Origin of the sequence: Algibacter luteus (assembly GCF_030344935.1) — a bacterium.
In the GTDB taxonomy this organism is placed as follows: domain Bacteria; phylum Bacteroidota; class Bacteroidia; order Flavobacteriales; family Flavobacteriaceae; genus Arenitalea; species Arenitalea lutea.
In genome coordinates, this window is record NZ_CP128313.1 from 823,256 (window position 1) to 845,395 (window position 22,140).

The 22,140-nt window shown below is 33.4% G+C and carries 15 protein-coding genes; 13 read left to right on the forward strand and 2 right to left on the reverse strand.

The window, feature by feature from the left end; genetic code table 11:
• Positions 1-20: 20 nt before the first annotated feature.
• The 6 genes from O5O44_RS03540 (at position 21) to O5O44_RS03565 (ending at position 11,415) form a co-directional block, all read left to right on the forward strand.
• Positions 21-2,138 (forward strand): glycoside hydrolase family 97 protein, encoded by a 2,118-nt coding sequence (locus O5O44_RS03540; RefSeq protein WP_289195759.1) that lies wholly within the window; start codon positions 21-23, stop codon positions 2,136-2,138.
• Positions 2,139-2,146: 8 nt separating this feature from the next.
• On the forward strand, positions 2,147-4,126 hold the full coding sequence (locus tag O5O44_RS03545) for a glycoside hydrolase family 13 protein (protein WP_289195760.1): 1,980 nt from the start codon (positions 2,147-2,149) through the stop codon (positions 4,124-4,126).
• Positions 4,127-4,171: 45 nt separating this feature from the next.
• Positions 4,172-5,356 (forward strand): alpha/beta hydrolase, encoded by a 1,185-nt coding sequence (locus tag O5O44_RS03550; protein WP_289195761.1) that lies wholly within the window; start codon positions 4,172-4,174, stop codon positions 5,354-5,356.
• Positions 5,356-7,236: an alpha-amylase family glycosyl hydrolase gene (locus tag O5O44_RS03555; RefSeq protein ID WP_289195762.1), complete on the forward strand. Its 1,881-nt coding sequence runs from the start codon at positions 5,356-5,358 to the stop codon at positions 7,234-7,236. Before O5O44_RS03550 ends, O5O44_RS03555 begins: the two co-directional genes overlap by 1 nt.
• Positions 7,237-7,290: 54 nt before the next feature.
• Positions 7,291-8,943 carry an alpha-amylase family glycosyl hydrolase gene (locus O5O44_RS03560; RefSeq protein ID WP_289195763.1) on the forward strand — a complete coding sequence of 551 codons (1,653 nt, stop codon included), beginning with the start codon at positions 7,291-7,293 and terminating at the stop codon, positions 8,941-8,943.
• A 99-nt stretch (positions 8,944-9,042) separates the two neighbouring features.
• The gene (locus O5O44_RS03565; protein WP_289195764.1) at positions 9,043-11,415 is read left to right on the forward strand and encodes a GAF domain-containing protein; all 2,373 of its coding nucleotides are present in this window, start codon (positions 9,043-9,045) and stop codon (positions 11,413-11,415) included.
• Here the strand turns inward: O5O44_RS03565 and O5O44_RS03570 are convergent.
• A complete protein-coding gene (locus O5O44_RS03570) occupies positions 11,412-12,692 on the reverse strand; it encodes a Pycsar system effector family protein (protein ID WP_289195765.1) in 1,281 nt (426 codons plus the stop codon). The genes O5O44_RS03565 and O5O44_RS03570 overlap by 4 nt on opposite strands.
• Before the next feature lie 155 nt (positions 12,693-12,847).
• On the opposite strand from O5O44_RS03570, the gene msrB reads away from it, so the two are divergent.
• From msrB to O5O44_RS03605, 7 genes are all read left to right on the forward strand, one after another.
• Positions 12,848-13,309: a peptide-methionine (R)-S-oxide reductase MsrB gene (msrB, locus tag O5O44_RS03575; RefSeq protein WP_019386162.1), complete on the forward strand. Its 462-nt coding sequence runs from the start codon at positions 12,848-12,850 to the stop codon at positions 13,307-13,309.
• A complete protein-coding gene (gene msrA / locus O5O44_RS03580) occupies positions 13,299-13,838 on the forward strand; it encodes a peptide-methionine (S)-S-oxide reductase MsrA (protein ID WP_289195766.1) in 540 nt (179 codons plus the stop codon). The genes msrB and msrA overlap by 11 nt, the downstream gene beginning before the upstream one ends.
• A gap of 45 nt (positions 13,839-13,883) precedes the next feature.
• Entirely contained in the window at positions 13,884-14,372 is a 489-nt protein-coding gene (locus tag O5O44_RS03585) for a peroxiredoxin family protein (RefSeq protein ID WP_289195767.1), read from the forward strand.
• Between the two features lie 9 nt (positions 14,373-14,381).
• Positions 14,382-15,944 carry a protein adenylyltransferase SelO gene (locus O5O44_RS03590; protein WP_289195768.1) on the forward strand — a complete coding sequence of 521 codons (1,563 nt, stop codon included), beginning with the start codon at positions 14,382-14,384 and terminating at the stop codon, positions 15,942-15,944.
• Position 15,945: 1 nt separating this feature from the next.
• Entirely contained in the window at positions 15,946-16,485 is a 540-nt protein-coding gene (locus O5O44_RS03595; protein ID WP_289195769.1) for a peptide-methionine (S)-S-oxide reductase, read from the forward strand.
• A gap of 42 nt (positions 16,486-16,527) precedes the next feature.
• A complete protein-coding gene (locus tag O5O44_RS03600; RefSeq protein WP_289195770.1) occupies positions 16,528-17,490 on the forward strand; it encodes an aldo/keto reductase in 963 nt (320 codons plus the stop codon).
• A gap of 90 nt (positions 17,491-17,580) precedes the next feature.
• Positions 17,581-21,288 carry a metallophosphoesterase gene (locus O5O44_RS03605; protein ID WP_289195771.1) on the forward strand — a complete coding sequence of 1,236 codons (3,708 nt, stop codon included), beginning with the start codon at positions 17,581-17,583 and terminating at the stop codon, positions 21,286-21,288.
• Here O5O44_RS03605 and O5O44_RS03610 read toward each other — a convergent pair.
• Positions 21,285-22,085 (reverse strand): hypothetical protein, encoded by an 801-nt coding sequence (locus O5O44_RS03610; protein ID WP_289195772.1) that lies wholly within the window; start codon positions 22,083-22,085, stop codon positions 21,285-21,287. The genes O5O44_RS03605 and O5O44_RS03610 overlap by 4 nt on opposite strands.
• Between the last annotated feature and the right edge of the window lie 55 nt (positions 22,086-22,140).

Genomic DNA, 22,140 nt, shown 5'->3' on the forward strand with positions numbered 1-22,140 from the left:
CTTAATTAAAAAAATAAAGAATGAAATTTCTGAATATTTTAAGTCTTACAATCTTATTGTCAATTTTCAATTTTGGAAATGCTCAAGAGCTGAAATCACCCAATGGCGAGATTACAATGAATTTTTATTTAGAAGATGGAGGCGTACCAACGTATCAATTATCTTATAAAAATCAAGAAGTTATAAAGCCGAGTCATTTAGGATTGGAGTTGAAAGATGATGAAAAATCGTTGTTAGATGATTTCGAAATCCTTAATACTGAAAATTCAACCTTTAATGAAATTTGGACTCCAGTTTGGGGCGAAGAAAAGGAAATACGAAATGAGTATCATGAATTAGCAGTAAGTCTAAAACAAAACCAAACCAATCGAACTATTATCATTCGTTTTAGATTGTTTAATGAAGGCTTAGGCTTTCGATACGAGTTTCCTTCACAGGAAAATTTGGTTTACTTCGTTATAAAGGAAGAGCGATCGCAATTTGCAATGACTGGCGATCATACAGCTTTTTGGATTCCAGGTGATTATGATAGTCAGGAATATGATTATACAAAATCAAAACTTTCAGAAATAAGCTCAAAATTTGATAATGCAGTAACTGGAAACGCTTCACAAATACAATTTTCTAAAACTGGTGTACAAACGGCATTAATGATGAAAACCGAAAATGGATTATACATTAATTTACACGAAGCCGCTTTAATTAATTATGCATGTATGCACCTCAATTTAGATGACGAAAGCATGATTTTTGAATCGTGGTTAACACCTGATGCAAATGGCGATAAAGGCTACATGCAAGCGCCTTGTAGTTCACCATGGAGAACTATTATGGTAAGTGATGATGCTCGAGATATTTTAGCTTCCAGAATAACATTAAATCTAAACGAACCTTGTAAAATCGAAGATACTTCTTGGATAAAACCTGTAAAATATATTGGTGTTTGGTGGGAAATGATTACCGGTAAAAGTTCTTGGGCTTATACTAATGATTTGCCTTCGGTACAATTAGGTGTCACCGATTATTCAAAAGTAAAACCAAACGATAATCACGCCGCTAATAATGCGAATGTAAAACGCTATATCGATTTTGCTTCAGAGCATGGTTTTGATGGTGTTTTAGTTGAAGGCTGGAATGAAGGTTGGGAAGATTGGTTCGGAAAATCTAAAGATTACGTATTCGATTTTGTAACACCTTATCCAGATTTTGATGTTGAAGAGATTCACCATTACGCCAAAAGTAAAGGAGTGAAAATGATAATGCATCACGAAACATCAGGTTCTGTTAGAAATTACGAGCGCCATTTGGATAAAGCCTATCAATTCATGAAAGACCATGAATACAACGCGGTAAAAAGCGGATATGTTGGTAATATTTTGCCTCGAGGAGAATATCATTACAGCCAATGGATTGTAAATCACTATCAATATGCTCTTGAAAAAGCTGTTGAATACGAAGTTATGATTAATGCTCATGAGGCTGCACGACCTACAGGTATTTGCAGAACATATCCTAATTTAATAGGTAATGAATCGGCTAGAGGAACCGAGTTTCAAGCCTTCGGCGGTTCAAAACCTAATCATGTTACTGTTTTACCATTTACAAGATTAATAGGAGGGCCTATGGATTATACGCCTGGGATTTTCGAGATGGATATTTCAAAATTAAATCCAAACAATAACTCACATGTCAATAGTACATTGGCAAATCAATTGGCATTGTATGTTACTATGTACAGCCCGTTACAAATGGCAGCAGATTTACCTGAACATTACGAGCAGTTTATGGATGCCTTTCAGTTTATAAAAGATGTTGCCATTGATTGGAATAAAAGCCGGTATTTAGAGGCTGAACCAGGAGATTATGTAACTATTGCCCGTCAAGAAAAAGGAAGCACCAATTGGTTTGTTGGTAATGTAAACGGAACAAAAGCAAGAACATCAACTTTTAATCTAGATTTTCTTGAAAAAGGCAAAAAATATACAGCTACTATTTATGCCGATGCAAAAAATGCCCATTATAAAACAAACCCGCAAGCTTATACGATTTCATCAAAAAAAGTAAATTACAAATCAAAATTATCAATTTGGTCTGCACCAGGTGGTGGATTTGCAATAAGTATTAAAGAAATTAAATAAAGCGATTTATGAAAACTTACGCCATTGAAAAAAACATTTTAAAACACTTGGGTTTTATGATGATTCTAATTGTATTTGCAGTAAATTTATCTTGTAAAAATAACAATGAAATGGATGCAGATGCGCAACAAGATTCTACTTCAATAACTGACAGACGAGATATTGCTAGAGTAGAGCCTTTAAACTGGTGGGTTGGATTTAAAAACCCAAAGTTGCAACTTCTTGTTCAGCATCCTGATATTTCAAAAAGAACAGTAGAAATTAATTATCAAGGCGTATCAATTGATAAAGTTCATAAAGCTGATAGCCCAAATTATCTGTTTATTGATTTAGATATTTCCGAAGACACACATGCTGGTAAATTCAACATCATTTTTAAAAAGGAAGATGATCAGGATTTATTGTATACTTTCGAATTAAAACCACGACAAAAACCATCAGAAGACTATGTAGGTTTTAATAGTAGTGATGCTATTTATTTAATTACACCAGATCGTTTTTCAAATGGTAATCCAGATAACGATATTGTAGAATCTCTTAACGAAAAAACCATTGATAGAAATGATAACTACGCTAGGCATGGTGGAGATATTCAAGGCATTACAAAGCATTTAGATTATATAGAAGATTTAGGTTTCACTGCTATATGGCCTTGTCCGTTACTTACCAATGATATGCCTCAAGGATCGTATCATGGATATGCCATGACTAATTTTTATGAAATAGACCCGCGTTTTGGAACATTAGAAGAATATTTGGAATTGTCTGATTCCATGTCTAAAAAAGGCATGAAATTAATAATGGATCAAGTAGCGAATCATTGCGGTTTAGAGCATTGGTGGATGAAAGATTTACCTTTTAAAGATTGGATAAATCATCAAGCACATTTCGAAAAGAATGCCCATAATTCAGATGGCTATAGAAGCATCACTACTAATCATCGTAGAACTACCAATCAGGATATTTATGCATCAAACATTGATAAAAAAAGCATGACGGAAGGTTGGTTTGTTTCTGCTATGCCAGACTTAAACCAACGCAATCCATTTATGGCTCAATACACGATTCAAAATAGCATTTGGTGGATAGAAACTGCAAATTTAGGTGGGATTCGTCAAGATACATATCCGTATCCAGACAAAAACTTCATGAGTCGTTGGGCAGGTGAAATAATGAATGAGTATCCTAATTTCAGTATTGTTGGCGAAGAATGGACAAGTAATCCACTACTGATTGCCTATTGGCAACAAGGAAATCCTAATAAAGACGGTTATAATTCCAATCTTAAATCACCAATGGATTTTGCGATGCAAGAAAAAGTGGTTAAAGGGCTTTCTGAAGAAGAAGATTGGGGTTCTGGTTTAATTGAAATCTATAGAGCATTGGCTAATGATTTTGCTTATGTAAAACCTCAGGATCTTATGGTTTTTCCAGATAATCATGACATGAGCAGGATTTATACTCAATTAAAAGGTGATATTACTAATACAAAAATGGCGTTAAGTTATATTTTAACCTTACCACGTATTCCGCAGATTTATTACGGCACCGAAATTTTAATGAATGATTTTGATAAACCTGGAGACCATGGATTAATTCGTACAGATTTCCCTGGAGGTTGGGATGGAGACAAAGTTAATGCATTTACTGAGGAAGGGCTCACCGAAGATCAAAAAGACATGCAATCCTACTTGAAAAAGGTTCTAAATTATAGAAAAACGAGTCAAGCCATTCACCAAGGAAAAACCATTCATTTTGCACCAGAAGATGGAGTTTATGTTTTGTTTAGAATTCACGAAGATGAGACCGTCATTCATATTATAAATAAAAATGACAAACCTTTTGAATTAGATTTAACTAGATTTGCAGAAATAGGATTAAAAGGAAAGGCTGTTACAAATATTATATCAAATCATCAATTTTTTTGGAGTGATAATATTACTTTAGAAGATAAAGGAAGCGTGATTTTAACCACGAAACTAAATTAAATAGGTTTTAATAATTTAGAGTAATTTTAGTAATCTTTGTATCAAATGAAAAATCAGTTTTTCATAATTTTTTTAGTTTTAATTCAATTCTCTTGTGTTACAACACAGGCACAAACTGAAAATACTATTTTAGCAGATGAGGTTGTAACTTTCATTGTAAAAGATTTGCCCAAAAATCACAATTTTAAAGATAAAGTTTTTATTTCGGGTGATTTTGAAGGGTGGACGGGTGGTCAAGAACCATTCAAATTAAAAAAAGTTAAGAACACCTACCTTATAAACATACCAAAGGATAAGGAAACCATAAGTTATAAATTCACAAAAGGAAACTGGGGTAATGTAGAGTGTAAATTAGATGGAAACCCTATTGATAACCGCATTTATTCGTTTAATAATACTAAGGACACAGTTTTAGTAAGTATCTTGAATTGGAATGATGGACAGCTACAAAGTAAGCCATCAACTGCCACTGAAAATGTTCATATTTTTTCAGAAGAATTTTTCATTCCTCAATTAAATAGAAAGCGAAAAATAAGTGTGTATTTGCCGCCCAATTATAAAACTACCAAATCTCATTATCCCGTACTTTATATTCAAGACGGGCAAAATGTTTTTGATGTTTCCACCTCTTATAGTGGTGAATGGGAGGTTGATGAAACTTTAAACACATTGCATCAAGAATCAGGTTTTGGTCTCATTGTGGTTGCTATTAATCATGGTGAAGAAAAACGGATAAATGAATATTCGGCATGGGACAATGATAAATATGGCAAAGGTGAAGGGGAGCAATATTTAGATTTCCTTATAAATACATTAAAGCCTGAAATAGATAAGGCTTTTCGAACCAAATCGGATGCTGAACATACCGCTATTATGGGTTCGTCTTTAGGAGGCTTATTTTCGTTTTATGCTACTATGTCGAAACCAGAGATATTTGGAAAAGCAGGTGTTTTTTCTCCTTCTTTTTGGTACGCGAATGAAAGTTTTGAATTCACAAAATCGCGTGCTAATTTAAAAGAGAACCGCATGTATTTTTTAACAGGTGGAAAAGAGAGTGATAATATGGTGGAAAACGCTCGAAACATGGTTTCGCTCATGAAAGAAAATGGGTTTAACAGTGAAAATATTCATGAAAAAACAGTTGCCAATGGAATTCACAGTGAGTCGTTTTGGAAATCTGAGTTTAAAGAAGCCATAACCTGGTTATTTAATTTGAATAACAATAAATAATGAAATCAATAAAAAATATAGTTTTAGTAATAATGATAATGGGATTAAGCTGCGAAAATAGTAAGAAAGCGGATCAGGAAACGCAAGGAAATGAAGATGTAACTTTAAAGAAGAAGTACGTTGTATATCAGGTTTTTACACGTTTGTTTGGTAATACAAATACCACTAATAAACCTTGGGGAACCATTAAAGAAAATGGCATAGGTAAATTCAACGATTTTACAGAGAAAGCTTTAAAAGAAATTAAAGATTTGGGTGTAAGTCATATTTGGTATACTGGTGTTCCTCACCACGCTGTTATAAACGATTATTCAAAATTTGGTATCTCAAACGACGACCCAGATGTTGTAAAAGGACGTGCAGGATCTCCCTATGCGGTAAAAGATTATTACAATGTAAATCCAGATTTGGCAGAAAATGTTGAAAATAGGTTGGAAGAATTTCAAGCCTTGATTGAACGAACTCATCAAGCTAGCTTGAAGGTGATTATTGATATTGTGCCCAATCATGTAGCACGAAATTATATAAGTTTATCAAAACCAAAAGGAGTTAAAGATTTCGGAGAAGAAGATGACAATTCGGTGGTTTATCATGTAAACAATAACTTCTATTACAATCCGAACGAAAGTTTTAAAGTACCAATATGGAAACATGGTTACTCGCCTTTGGGAGATGAAAAGCACCCATTAGAAGACGGGAAATTTTTAGAAAAGCCCTCTAAATGGACAGGAAATGGATCAAGAAAGTCTCAACCTGACATGAACGATTGGTATGAAACGGTAAAGGTAAATTACGGAATTACTCCTGACGGTCAAAAAGATTTTGATGAGCTTCCAGCAGGCTTTGAAAATGAAGATTATAAAAAGCATTTCGAATTTTGGCAAGATAAAGTAGTTCCTAATTCATGGATTAAGTTTAGAGATATTGCTTTGTATTGGATAGAAAAAGGTGTGGATGGGTTTCGTTACGATATGGCAGAAATGGTTCCAGTTGAATTTTGGAGTTTTATGAACTCAGCTATAAAAATGAAAAACCCCGATGCTTTTCTATTGGCCGAAGTTTACAATCCTACATTGTATAGAGATTATATAAAAAAGGGAAAAATGGATTATCTGTATGATAAAGTACAGTTGTATGATACCATAAAAAGCATCATGCAGGGTAAAGGCAAAACCAAGCACATCCCTCCAATTTTAGATGATTTAAAAGATATAGAACACCATATGCTTCATTTTCTTGAGAATCATGACGAACAACGTATTGCAAGTCCGGATTTTGCAGGAAATGCTAGAAAAGGCAAGCCTGCTATGGTTGTTTCTGCAACATCAACAACGGCTCCTACAATGATTTATTTCGGACAGGAAGTAGGCGAAGATGGATCAGAACATGCAGGATTTGGATCACCAACCAGAACGTCAATATTTGATTATATTGGTGTTCCCGCGCATCAGCGTTGGTTAAATAATAAAAAATTTGATGGTGGTCAACTGACTTCAGATGAAAATGAATTAAGAGATTTTTATAAGCGGTTGTTAAACTTCACCTTAAACAGTTCTGCTCTAACAGGATATTATCAAGACATACACATACATAACATTCAAAATACCGAATGGTATAATAACAAAGTGCTGTCTTTTGTACGTTGGAGTCATAATGAAAAATTAATAATTATTTCAAATTTTAATGCAAAAAACACGTACGGATTTGAGTTAAGTATTCCTCAAAATATTATAGAGAAATGGGATTTAAAAAATGGTGATTATACTGTTGTTGATCAATTATATAAAAGCTATACTTCGAAATTAAAAGTTAGCGGTAATAAAGCAGAAGTTAGGGTGGATATTAAACCATTGGAGTCGTTTATTTTGAAATTGAATTAATAAATAAGTCTAACTTATTTTTAAACCCTTAAAGTTGTAAAAAATAGAAACATCATGAAGTATTATTTAATCCTCTTTGCTTTTTTAGTTTTTTTTAATTGCGATAACAAAAAAACAGTAGCCCAAGAAAAACCAGAAGCGCCTTTTGTATGGGAAGGTGCCAATATCTATTTTTTACTTACCGATAGGTTTAATAATGGCGACACCTCTAACGATGTTAATTTTGATAGATCACTGGAAACAGGAAAACTTCGTGGATTTAAAGGTGGCGATATTAAAGGTGTTACACAAAAAATAAACGAGGACTATTTTTCCGATTTAGGAATAAATGCTATTTGGATGACTCCGATTGTGGAGCAAATTCATGGTGGAACAGATGAAGGCACTGGTTTAAGTTATGGGTTTCACGGTTATTGGGCTAGCGATTGGACCACCTTAGATCCTAATTTTGGAACCAAAGCAGACTTGCACGAATTGATTGAAGCTGCACACAAAAAAGGCATTCGTGTTTTATTAGATGCGGTTATAAATCACACAGGGCCAGTAACAGTAAAAGACCCAGTATGGCCATCAAGCTGGGTTAGAACAGAACCGCAATGCGATTATCAATCTTACGAGAATACTATTACTTGTACTTTGGTTAAAAACTTACCAGATATTAAAACAGAGAGTAACGAGCCTGTAGAATTGCCAGAACAACTTGTAGAAAAGTGGAAAGCAGAAGGCAGATATGATAAGGAGGTTGAAGAGTTAAATGCTTTTTTTGAACGAACAGGACACCCAAGAGCTCCGAGATTTTACATTATGAAATGGCTTACCGATTACATAACAGAATTTGGGATTGATGGTTATCGAGTGGATACCGTAAAGCATGTTGAAGAATATGTTTGGCAAGAATTTAAAGACGAGTGTGATTATGCCTTTGAAAAGTTTAAACAGAATAATCCAGATAAAGTTCTTGATAATAATAATTTTTATTTAGTTGGCGAAGTTTATAATTATGGAATTTCGGCTGCAAAAGCGTTTGACTTTGGCGATAAAAAAGTCAACTATTTTGACGATGCTTTTAACGGTTTAATCAATTTTGAGTTAAAATGGAATGCGTCTCAAATATCAACTGAGGCTATGTTTAAAAAATATTCTGATATTTTAAATTCAGAATTAAAAGGCTATAGCGTTTTGAATTATTTAAGTTCTCATGACGACGGACAGCCTTTTGATGCAAACAGAGAAAAGCCATTTGAAACTGCAACGAAATTATTGTTATGTCCTGGTGCTTCTCAGGTGTATTATGGTGATGAATCTGCACGCTCCTTGGTTGTAGAAGGCACTGTTGGAGATGCTACTTTGCGTTCTTTCATGAATTGGGAGGCTATTGATAATAATCCGGAAACACAACACATATTATTACATTGGCAAAAACTAGGGAAGTTTAGGGCGAACCATCCTGCCATTGGAGCTGGTATGCACCAAATGATTACGGAAGAACCCTATGTTTTTTATAGAAGCTTTTCAAAAGATAACTTTAATGACTTAGTGGTTGTAGGTTTAGATTTACCTTTAGGCCAAAAGGTTATTAATGTTTCTAGAATATTCAATGATGGAGATATGTTACTAGATAACTATTCTAATAAGTCTCAGAAAGTAAAGGATGGCAAAATTATTATAGATTCAAAATTCAATATTGTTCTTCTGGAAAAGCTTTAAAATGATACGTTATTGGAGTAACAAAAATGCTGTTAGGTAGTCTCTTAGATATCGACTAAGTCATTAATTTGTAACTTTGTATTATAAGCATGTTATTCAATGGATATCAACGACAATATTAATTCGCCTTTTAAATTAAAAATTAGTTTTAGTAAGTTGCTAGAGCACTATGAAACTTTGGCTAAAAGCAAAGACGAATTTGTAGTTGCTAATGCTTCTCGCATTTTAAAAATTGCTAAAAACCACCCAGAGTTACGTGAGGGTTTTAGCGATTTATCTATGCTGAAAAGTAAAGAAAACGAAATTAAAGCTGTCTTGCGCGATACCTTTAATCCTATTTTAACTCATAACGAGATTAAAACAGCATCAGTACCTCTTCATAATTTGGTATTTAATGCTTCAGAACGTTTTAAGAATATAATAAAAACGGCAGGGAAAGATTTTGAACTTCAAATAAAAAACATGCCAGAAGATGATACCTACATTTTTGCATGTGCTATTATTTTAAATTTCTGTTACGGTTACGATTTAAATTTTAAAAGACCCTTTTATTACGAAATTCCGGATGCAAATGGAGTCATCCGTTATTATAAAATTCTTTATAATGCAGACTTTTGCGAAATCACTCCCACTGAAAATGCAAAAAAAATTACTGAAGCAGATTACAATGAATTGTTGGATAATTTTGAAAACATAGCGCTTTGGAAAGAGAAATTTCCACCTAACAGTTATACATTTAAAGGCTTCGTAATATCTAATATGTTTGATGTTACCGACGATCAATCCATTTCCAATATAAAATCAAGTCTTATTGGTGAAGAAAAGCGAAAAGACGAAAGCTTTATGAATGAGTTTCATAAAATCTTTTCTTCATTATTAGGTATTAAAAACATTAAAGTTGGTTTTTCAATTTATGACGAAGAAACGGATACGTTTCAGCATGTTCATGGCGTGGGAATGAATAGTTATTTACTCGGAGATTTAGAAAGTAACAGTTGTGTTGATGCTTTGTGTAGTTGGTCTTATAACAGATTATTAAAAGAAAATAAATACTTTTCGGTGTCAGATGTTGATGCCATGTATAAAAAATCCAAAGGACGTGCACCTCATATCTTAAGTTTATACAATCAACAGATTAAAAGTGCCATTTTTGCACCCATTGCTAATGACGATGGTTTAATGGGGATTCTAGAAATTGTATCCGATAAACCAAGGGTTTTAAACAGTATTAATGCCAACAAACTGGTTGATGTGATGCCATTCATCGTTTCAGCGGTAGAACGTTCTAAAAATGAAGAAGAAAATTTAATTGAGGCCATTATTCAGCAAGAATGCACCTCTATTCACCCTAGTGTGAAATGGCGATTTATAATGGAAGCCAGAAACTTCATTAAAGATGAACTTAACGGTCTAGAACCAAATTTTAAAAAGATAGCTTTTGATAATATTTATCCTCTTTATGGGCAAATGGATATTAAAGGATCTTCAGAAGCGAGAAATACGGCTACGCAACAAGATTTATCATTACAACTCAAAGCTGTAAAAGATATTATTGAAGGTGTTCTAAAAGAAGAACCGCTTCCTATTTACGAGCAGTATATTTATCAAATTAATAATTACCTGGAAGGTATAAAATCGAATTTTCAGGTAGATAGTGAGCAGCAAATCTCGTCATTTTTAAAAGATGACATAGAACCCGTTTTAGAGCATTTGCAAGTCAATGATAAATGGAAAGAACAAATACAACAATATCGCGAAAGTATAGATGATAGCTTGAATGTGCTTTATAAACATAGAAAGGCTTATGATGAAACCATCGCAAAAATAAATTCTGAAATGGCTTTCTTGTTAGATAAAAAGCAAGAAGAAGCACAAGCTATGTATCCACATTATTTTGAACGTTTTAAAACTGATGGCGTGGAGCATAATATGTACATTGGTGAATCTATTACAAGGGAAGATAGCTTCAATCCTATTTACCTGTATAATTTGCGTTTATGGCAATTGCAAGTGATGTGCGAAATGGAAAATAATTATTACCAGATGAAATCTGATTTTCCAGTAGCTCTTGATGTGGCCTCTATGATCTTAGTGTTTAGTCAGCCTTTATCCATTAGTTTTAGAATGGACGAAAAACAATTTGATGTAGATGGAACTTACAATGCACGATACGAAATTGTAAAGAAGCGTGTAGATAAAGCCTTTATTAAAGGGACTAATGAGCGTGTTACCCAAAAAGGTAAAATAAGTATTGTATACTCGCAAAAACAAGACGAAATAGAATACCTAAGATATATTAAATTCTTGCAGTCTAAACACTATTTAGATGACGATGTTGAAATTGTTGAGCTTCAAGATCTACAAGCGGTAACAGGCTTAAAAGCCATTCGTGTAAGTGTACTTTATCATAAAAATGAAGATGATAAAGCATTTTATACCTACCAAGATTTAATGAAAGAAATAGAATCTTAAGAGATTACAATATCATGTTCCTTACTAGTTTGTTCAATGTTATTTTGAATGCTGGAATTAGGGAGAGCTTCATCAGGTAAAACATCCTCCAATTTAGCACCATTTATTTTTAAAGCAACTCCAAAAGAAATTACAGAAACGATCATACCTATCATAAAAATAGTGTAAGTAACTCTAAGAATTCTATACTTGCGCTCCAACACTTTTCCTAAAAAATATAAATCTTTTGTTAAAGAGGTGTAAACGTAGTTTTTGTCTTTTAAAAGCTCACTTACAGCCCATTCATATTCTTTTAGTTCCATTTTATGGAAGTTACCAAAAAACGTAAGGTTTACATCTTTGTTGGCAACATCTTCTTTTGTAAACTCGCCTCTTGTAATATTTGGTCTGGTAGCAATAATGGATAAAACCATTGAGATAACACAGGACAAGGTAAAAATGGCTGTTGGGTATACCAAATAAGCATTGGTATCTAGTTTAGAAATTAAATTTGCTAATACAAGAGAAATAATAATGGCATTAACCGAGAGTAAAATATTAGCTTTTGTATCTGCAATATCACTAAGTTTAATATGGTTCCTCAAAGCTACCCTATAAAAAGTTTGAATACCTCGTTCTGGGCTTTCATTTTTATACTGTGCTTTGTATTTGGCTTTAAGCTCTTCGGTGTTGAGTTTGCTTTTTCTTTTCTTTTTAGATTTCATGAGTTTCGAAAGGTTTTTTTCCTTTCGTGGTTGCCAGTTTTTTAAAGCATAATCTGTATAAAACTCATGTTGTTTAGTTAGTACTTTTATATTTTCATTTAGCCATTCAGAAGGCGAATAAGTTGCAATACCTTGCACTTCTAATTCTTTTCTTAAAAACTCACTAGCTTCTGCAAAATATTTCTTTCCAAAATGTGAGGCATCGGCATCCCTTATAATTTTGCCAAGTTCTGTTTTAGGCGAATCTTTAAACTTTGTTGCCATAATGCATTCGCTTACAGCCTCAATAACTTTATCGTCTGCTTCTTGTTCTTTTAAAAATTTTGTTGCAATTTTTACACTTTCCTCTTCGTGGTTTTCTCTTGATTTGGTATAGCCAGTATCATGTAAAAGCGCTGTTAATTCAAGAATTTCTGCGTCTTTTTTATTGATTTTTGTATTTTCTGTAATTTCTCTTACGCTTCGCAACACACGATCGGTGTGCGTATAGTTGTGATATATAAAAGTTTGATCTAATTCGTTTTTAAACAAATCGAACACAAATTTCTCAGCATTTTCTACCAATTTCGACATATAATCTTTTTTATTTTGAATTCACAAATTACGAAATTTAATAAAAGTATAGTAATATTTAGCATTCTATTATGTCGTAAGGTAAATACAAAAATATCGACTACCTTTATCTTGAAAAGCAGATAATAATTAATAAAAAAAGAAAGGATCCTATTATGCTAACTTGGAAAGAAGTTATCAACTTTTCCGTAAAAGGAAATCCAACTCCAGACCAACGTGTCGAGAAAACTGAATCCGAATGGAAGTCTCAATTAACTCCAGAACAATTTAGAATTACAAGACTAAAAGGAACAGAACGCCCCCATAGTGGTGCACTTTGCAGTATTCATGAAGCTGGAAAATACAATTGTGTGTGTTGTAACACGCCATTATTCGATTCTACAATAAAGTTTGAATCGGGAACAGGATGGCCTAGTTTCACACAACCTATTAAAGAGAATGCTATTAAATATGAGCGCGATACTGCTTTTGGGATGGTACGTGTTGAGGTGATGTGTAATACTTGTGATGCGCATTTAGGACATGTTTTTCCTGATGGACCCAAGCCAAGTGGTTTGCGATATTGTATCAATTCAGAATCTATGAAATTAGAACAGGAGTTTTCAAATGAGCAATAAAATTTTAAAAATGGCCACGGTTGGAGGTGGTTGCTTCTGGTGTACAGAAGCCGTATTTCAAGAAATAAAAGGTGTAGAAAAAGTAGTGTCTGGTTACTCTGGTGGTACTGTACCAGGGCATCCTACCTATCGTGAAATTTGTTCTGGATTAACAGGTCATGCTGAGGTGGTGCAAATTACTTTTGATCCTAATGTAATTTCTTATGAAGAAATTCTGGTTATTTTCATGACGACCCACGATCCTACAACATTAAATAGACAAGGGGCAGATAGAGGTACGCAATACCGTTCGGTAATTTTTTATCATGACGACACTCAAAAAGTAATAGCCGAAAATGTAGTTAAAGAAGTTGCCAAATATTATGAAGATGCTATTGTTACAGAAATAGCACCTTTAGATGTTTTCTATGAGGCGGAAAAGGAACATCAAGATTATTACAGGAATAATCAAAACCAAGGTTATTGCAGTTTTGTTATCACGCCCAAATTGGCGAAACTTAGAAAGTTACATGCAGATAAATTGAAATAATTAATAAGTGTTTCAAAAAACAAATTAAAAGAAAGGGACAATAATATGTCTAATCAAGTAGAGGATAAACAAGTGTATAAAGCACCAGAATTTGGAGTTAAAGAATGGATTGATGCTCATGGATTTACCACGCCAGCTATAAAGCTTTCGGATTTCAGAGGAAAATTTAAGGTGGTATATTGTTTTCAAAGTTGGTGCCCTGGTTGTCATAAAAAGGGATTTCCAGATTTACAAAAAATGGTGAAGACTCTAAAGGGCAATGAAAATGTCGCTTTTTTAGCGATTCAAACGGTTTTTGAAGGACATGAAGAAAATACTTTCGATAAAATTATAGAAACTCAAAAACAATATGATTTAAAAATACCTTTCGGACATGACGCTGGAGATGATGGTAAATCCATTTCTAATGTCATGAAAAACTATCAAACAGGCGGAACCCCTTGGTTTTTGTTTATAGATAAGCACGATAATGTGGTTTTTAGTGATTTTCATTTGAATCCAGATGCAGCTATCGAAGTGCTTAAAACTGTTTAAAACACTACAATGAAATTAAACATAAAAGATAAATTCAATAAAATTTTACCTGCAGATCCTGTTCTGGAAAACTCAAGAAGGCAGGTTGCAAATGCCTGTTTTTCATATGTAAATCCAAAACAGACTTCAAAACCGCAATTGATGCACGTGTCTCCAGAAATGTTGAAAAATTTGGGGATATCAGAAAAAGATGCTAAAAGCACAGACTTCTTAAACATTTTTACAGGCAATAAAGTTTTACAAAACACGAAACCTTATGCCATGTGCTATGGCGGACATCAATTTGGAAATTGGGCAGGACAATTAGGTGATGGTCGCGCCATAAATTTATGTGAAGTTGAACATGACTCTAAGAACTGGCAGTTACAATTAAAAGGTGCTGGCGAAACGCCATATTCAAGAACCGCTGATGGTTTAGCGGTATTACGTTCATCGATTAGAGAGTATTTGTGTAGCGAAGCTATGTTTCATTTGGGAGTGCCAACTACCAGAGCTTTGTCTTTAGCGCTTTCAGGGGATAATGTTATGAGAGATATCATGTACGATGGCAATCCAGCCTACGAAAAAGGTGCCATTGTATGTAGGGCAGCTGAATCTTTTTTGCGTTTTGGAAGTTATGAAATATTTGCGTCGAGACAGGATGAAGCAACGCTTAAGACATTAGTTGATTATACCATAAAACAGCATTTTTCGCATTTAGGTAAACCTTCAAAAGGTACTTATATTCAGTTTTTCAAGGAAGTCTCAGAACGTACTTTAAAAATGATAATTCATTGGCAACGGGTTGGTTTTGTTCATGGGGTTATGAACACAGATAATATGTCAATCTTAGGTTTAACTATAGATTACGGACCTTATGGTTGGTTAGAAGGCTACGATTATGGCTGGACACCAAATACTACTGATAGGCAGCACAAGCGCTACCGTTATGGCAATCAACCCAATATTGGTTTATGGAACTTATTGCAATTAGCAAATGCACTTTATCCATTAATTGATGAAGCTGAACCCTTAGAGGCCATTCTTAATCAATATAAAATCGATTTTGAATCGGGTTTACTTAGCATGATGCGTTCTAAACTAGGATTGCAAAATGAGCATGAGAATGATCAAAAAATGATTCAAGACCTTGAAGATATTTTGCACTTAACGGAAACGGATATGACCATTTTCTTTAGAAATTTAAGTAGTTTTAAAAAGGAAAATCCTTCAGAGGGCATAAAAATAATTAGGGATGCTTTTTACAAACCCGATGAAATTGTTGGAAACATTGAAACGCGTTGGGACGATTGGTTTAATCGGTATGCCGATAGATTGCGGCTAGAATCACTTTCAAATAATGAAAGACAGAAAGAAATGAATGAAGTTAATCCAAAATATGTGTTACGAAATTATATGGCACAATTGGCTATTGATTCAGCTGATAAAGCTGATTATGGCTTAATAGATGAACTATTTCAAATACTAAAAAAACCTTATGATGAGCAACCAGAATTTGAAAACTGGTTTGCTAAACGTCCTGAATGGGCGCGTCATAAAATTGGTTGTTCCATGCTATCTTGTAGTTCTTAAGATGAATTATGCTCAAAAAATAGCGTTTGGTGGTGGTTGTCATTGGTGTACAGAAGCAGTGTTTCAATCACTAAAGGGAGTTTTAAAGGTCGAACAAGGATTTGTAGCTTCAACTAAAAATAATAACAGTTTTTCAGAAGCTGTTATTGTGCATTTTGAAGATTCTAAAATAGCGCTTAAAACCCTTATTGAAATTCATTTGCATACACATAAAAGCACGTCAAATCACTCCATGAGAAGCAAATACAGGTCTGCTATTTATACCTTTTCAGAAGTGCAAAATAAAAAAGTACAATCTGAATTGGAATTATTTCAGTTTCAATTTCAACATCAATTAATTACTCAAATCTTGCCATTTAATGAGTTTAAAGCTTCTCGAAAACAAATTCAAAATTATTATTATAGCAATCCTAAAAAACCGTTTTGCGAAAGGTTTATCAATCCGAAGTTAGAATTATTACTTAATAAGTTTTCCGATTTTGCAGATCAAAACAAATTAAAACATATACAAGAGTCGCGATTGGTTAATTATTCAGAATAATAGCAAAATTCATTTAATCCAATCATCAAAAGCAATAGATTTATGGGAAAGAATATAACAAAATTGGGATTAGGGTTGGCCGCATTAGGTAGACCAGAATACATTAATATTAGGGAGGACGAATCTATTGATAAATCTGAAAAAGCTTTCAAGCAAAACACCTTTTCAGTATTAGATGAAGCTTACCAATTAGACGTTCGTTATTTTGATACGGCACCTTCATACGGAAAAGGAGAGGCGTTTTTACAAGAGTGGATAGATACAAGAAAGCATCAAGATGTTATTTTAGGAACAAAATGGGGTTATACTTATGTGGCGAACTGGGAACTAGGGTATGAAGGTAAACACGAAATAAAAGAACATTCTTTAAACAAACTGCTAGAGCAATGGGAGGTTTCAAAAAAGCTATTGCCAAATTTAAAATATTACCAAGTGCATTCTGCAACTTTTGATAGCGGTATTTTGGAAAATGAAGAAGTTTTAAATCAATTACATTTCATTAAAAAACAAACAGGTTTAAAAATTGGTATTACAACAAGTGGTGCAAATCAAAAAGATATTATTGAAGCAGCTTTAAAAATTCAGATTGAAAATGGGCCTTTATTCGATAGTTTTCAAGTTACCTATAATATTTTTGAGCAATCTACTTTTTCAATTTTAAAGACCATTTTGAATACTGGTAGATCGGTTATTATTAAGGAAGCTTTAGCCAATGGGCGCATTTTTCAAAATGAAAAATTTCAGCATTATTCTGAAACTTACAGAATTTTAGATCAACTTTCTAAAAAATATGGAGTAGGTGCCGATGCTATTGCGTTACGATTTGTAATGGATAATCTTCAACCAACTTTCGTACTCAGTGGTGCATCAAACCTCAATCAATTACAAGAAAACTTAAAAGCAAAGTCGTTTCATTTAACTAACCCTGAATTGAGTATCTTAGAATCGATGGTTGTATCGCCAGACAATTACTGGCAGGAGCGTAGTGCTTTATCATGGAACTAATATTAATTTGCTTACTTATATTTTAATCATTAATTTATCCAATAGTTTTAAAAAAGTGTTTGTTTAAGAATTGAACACAAAAAAAGATCTATGAAGTTTATAAGAATTGCGCTAATTTCTACAATTACTTTTCTATTTACAGCATGTGCAACTTATGCGCCACAATATGCCGATGAAAAACATAACGAAGTTCAGTTTCCCGATAAAGAAATTGATAAGCGGTTTTATTTGGTTGGAGACGCAGGTTTATCTCCCCAAGATGGCATGTCTCATGCCTTAGCAGCTTTTAATAAGCACCTTGAAGGTAAAAAAACCAAAGGCGATTATACTATTTTTCTTGGTGATAATATTTATCCTGATGGTTTGCCATCTAAAAATTCTAAAAAAAGAGCCAGTGCAGAAAATGCATTGAATGCGCAAGCAAAAGCGATAGCTGGGTTTAAAGGTAAAACCGTATTTATTCCTGGAAATCATGATTGGTACGCGAACGGACTAAAAGGACTAAAACGCGAAGAAAAATATATTGAAGATTTAGTTGGTAAAAATACCTTTCAGCCTGAAAATGGTTGTCCGTTAGAAAGTATTGATGTTAGTGAAACCATCCAATTAATTATTATTGACACTCAGTGGTATTTAGAAAATTGGAATTTGCACCCCACAATTAATGACGAATGCGAAATAAAAACTAGAGAACGGTTTTTTCTAGAAATTGAAGGTGAATTAAAAAAAGCTCAGAATAAAACAACTGTATTTGCAATGCATCATCCTATGTTTACAAATGGTTCTCATGGAGGTAAATATGCACTAAAAAAACATCTTTATCCTTTTCAACAAAAAATTCCGCTTCCTGGTATAGCATCTTTTATTACTCAGTTAAGAACGCAAGGAGGCGTTTCTATTCAAGACCGTTATAACGAGCGTTACCATGAGTTAATGAGTCGTTTAGAAACGATGACTTTAAATGCCGAAAATGTAGTTTTCGTATCTGGTCATGAACATACGCTTCAGTATATTGAGCAAAGAGGATTAAAACAAATTGTATCGGGTTCTGGAGCTAAAGAATCTTTTGCGGAACTTGGTACTAGCGGATTATTTTCTACTGGAAAACAAGGGTTTGCTGAACTCACTATTTTCAAAGATGGAAGTAATTGGGTACGGTACTATGTTGCCGAAAATGAACACCCAAAATTAGCGTTTACTAAAGAAGTATTTCCACCGAGAAGAACATACGATTTATCACATTTACCTGAATCATTTCCACAGGAGGTGGAAGTATCCATCTATTCAAAGGACGAAACCGATGTCTCTGGATTTTTTGAATCGGTTTGGGGTAGCCATTATCGCGATATTTATGGGACAAAAATAAAGGCAAAAGTAGCGACGCTAGATACACTTTACGGAGGCTTGGAAGTAGTTAGAAAAGGCGGAGGTCACCAAACCAGATCGTTACGTTTAAAGACTAAAGATGGTAGAGAATTAAATATGCGTGCTCTAAAAAAGAGTGCGACACAATATTTGCAAACGGTATTGTTTAAAGATACTTATGTACAAAATGAATTTGAAAAAACAGCCATAGAAGAATTGATTCTAGATTTTTATACGGCTGCACACCCATATGCGTTTGCTGTGGTTCCAGATTTATCAGATGCTGCAAAAATTTATCATACCAATCCTAAATTATATTTTATTCCGAAACATAAACACTTAGGGGAATATAATGAAGAGTATGGAGGTGAATTATATTTAATTGAAGAACGACCTGAAGAAAATTATACCGATGATAGAAACTTTGGGTATGCCGATGATATTGAAAGTACACACGACATTATCGAGAAAATTAGAGAAGATGAAAAACATAAAATTGACGAAAATGCTTTTGTAAGAGCAAGACTTTTTGATATGCTTATTGGCGATTGGGACAGACACCAAGACCAGTGGCGATGGGCGCAATTTAACATGGAGAATGGCGATAAATATTATAGACCTATTCCTAGAGATAGAGACCAAGTATTTTCAAATTTTGACGGTGCTTTACTCGATGTTATGAAAATTATTTCAGGCTCTACAAAACAACTTCAAGTTTATGATGAAAAGTTGGAAGATATAGAATGGATGAATGCCGCAGGTATAAAACTAGATCGCGTATTGGTGCAACAAGCTGATAAGGAAACTTGGTTAAAGCACGCCAAATTTCTTCAAGAAAATGTAACCGATGAGGTCATAGAAAAAGCATTCTCGAAAGTACCAATAGAAGTTCAAGATAAAACCCTCATTGATATTAAAGAAAAACTAAAAGGACGGAGAGGTAACTTGCAAGATATTGCTTTGCGTTATTATAATTATTTAAATGAATTGGTTGTTTTAACTGGAACCGATAAAGATGATTATATTGAAATTACACGAACAGGTGATAAAGAAACCAATATTAAAATATCAAGAATTATTGATGGTGAAAAAGGTGAAGTTATTGTCGATAAAACCTTCAATAAGGACATTACAAAGGAAATGTGGATTTATGGTTTAGATGATAAAGATATTTTTGAAGTTACAGGAAAAGCAAGTAATCCTATTTTTATAAGGCTCATTGGTGGGCAGGAAACCGATACTTATATTATAAAAAATGGAACTAAAATTAAGGTGTATGATCATGAGAGTAAGACAAATACAATTAAAGAAAACAAAGGTGCGCAGATTCGATTAACCGATGTTTATAAGCTTAATTTGTTTGATTTTAATAAGAATATAACAAAGTCGAGTGTGATTACGCCAGCAATAGGGTTTAATCCAGACGATGGTTTTTTATTGGGAGTGTCATTCTCTAAAACCACCAAAGGTTTTCAAAGAAATCCATTTTCGGTTCAACACAGATTTAAAGGTGGTTACTATTTTGCAACTTCCGGATTTTCATTACAATATGATAGTGAAATAGCTAACATAATGAACGATTGGAATTTGCATTTAGGTGGGCAATTTACTACTGAGAATTTTACAAATAACTTTTTCGGATACGGAAATGAAACCGTTAATAACGATGACGATTTAGATCTGGATTACAATCGTGTAAAAACAAGTATTTATGCGGTGAGAGCAGGCATAATTAAAAAAGGAAATTTTGGTAGCGATTATGGGTTTAGAACCATTCTTGAAGGTATTGAAATTGAAAATACTCCAGATAGATTTATTACCGATAATCATGTTCCTGCTTCTGAGACTGAATATTTCAAACGTCGCTATTTTGGTGGTTTAGAAGCGCAGTTTAATTATAAAAGCTTTGATGATAAAATTAACCCAAAACGTGGTATGACATTTATGTTACAAATTGGAGGGAAAACAGAATTTGAAGAAACTAAAAACACCTACGGATATATAAACTCCAATCTTGGTTTTTACAACGCTTTGACAAAAAATAAAAAGCTAGTTTTAAAAACAGATGTAAGAACACAAATTCGTATAGGCGATGAGTTACTATTTTATCAGGCTGCAAATATTGGTGGTAAAAACGGTTTGAGAGGATATAGAACCGAGCGATTTACAGGAAAAAATGCCTTTGTTAGTAGTGCTGATTTGCGCTATAGCTTTCCGTCATTCAAAACAAATACGTTGCCTTTGCAAATAGGAATTTTTGCCGGTGGCGATGTGGGAAGAGTATGGGTTGCTAACGATACATCAAAACTTTGGCATAACGATTACGGGGGCGGTTTCTGGATTACAGCAGCCGAAAGTTTATCAGGAACCTTTAACTTTTTCAATAGTAAAGAAGGATTAAGATTTTCGTTCGGTTTCGGACTTAACTTTTAATTCAATTTGAAAGTATACAAATTACCACCTTCGCTTTTGTCTTTTTCGTCGGTAATATAAACGGTAGTATTGTTTTTAAAGCAAATGCCTTCTTTTTGAGAATCGTGGTCAAACTTTTGTTCGTCTATGTTACCATCAAAGAAATTATCGCCTTTAAAATTTGATATTTTCCAGAGTTTATCATGATTTAAAAGCACAATAATTTCACCATTATCGCTAATATCCGCCGAGGTTATTTTATGATGTTTTCCATCTAAATTAAAGTTTTCAACTAAAATAGCGGTATGTTTTCCAATCTTATTGGGCACTTTTAGTAATATGCTAGATTTGTTTTCTTTACTAAAAATGTAGAAGAAATTATTGTAGAGAAAAAATGCTTCAAAGTCTTCCGAATTAACCTTTTTTGGTAAGGTGAAATTAATACGTTCGGCAGTTGTTTTGTCATTTTTAAGATCAGAAACTTTATAAATGGTAAAATCATCACGATTTTTACTGTTATTGCCAAAATCTCCTATATACAAATTACCTTCATTATCAGAAGTTAAATCTTCCCAATCAATATTACTTGAATTACTAATGTCAATATCTTTTATCAGTTTTCCTTTTGTGTTGAATCCGTAAATATTGTTTTTATTTCCAGCATCTTCTATCGTCCAGAGCAAATTTGACCCAGAAACCTTTTCCACAGCCGAAGCTTCTTCTAAGCTATTTGGTAAATCGGCAATAACATCAAGTTTACCAGTGTGGCAAGCGGTGAACAGAACAGTTATAATGATTAAATTTCGAAAATAATACATAGCTTTCTTTAATTTATTTCAAAATTACAATTTAGAAGTTTTAAATTATAGGCTA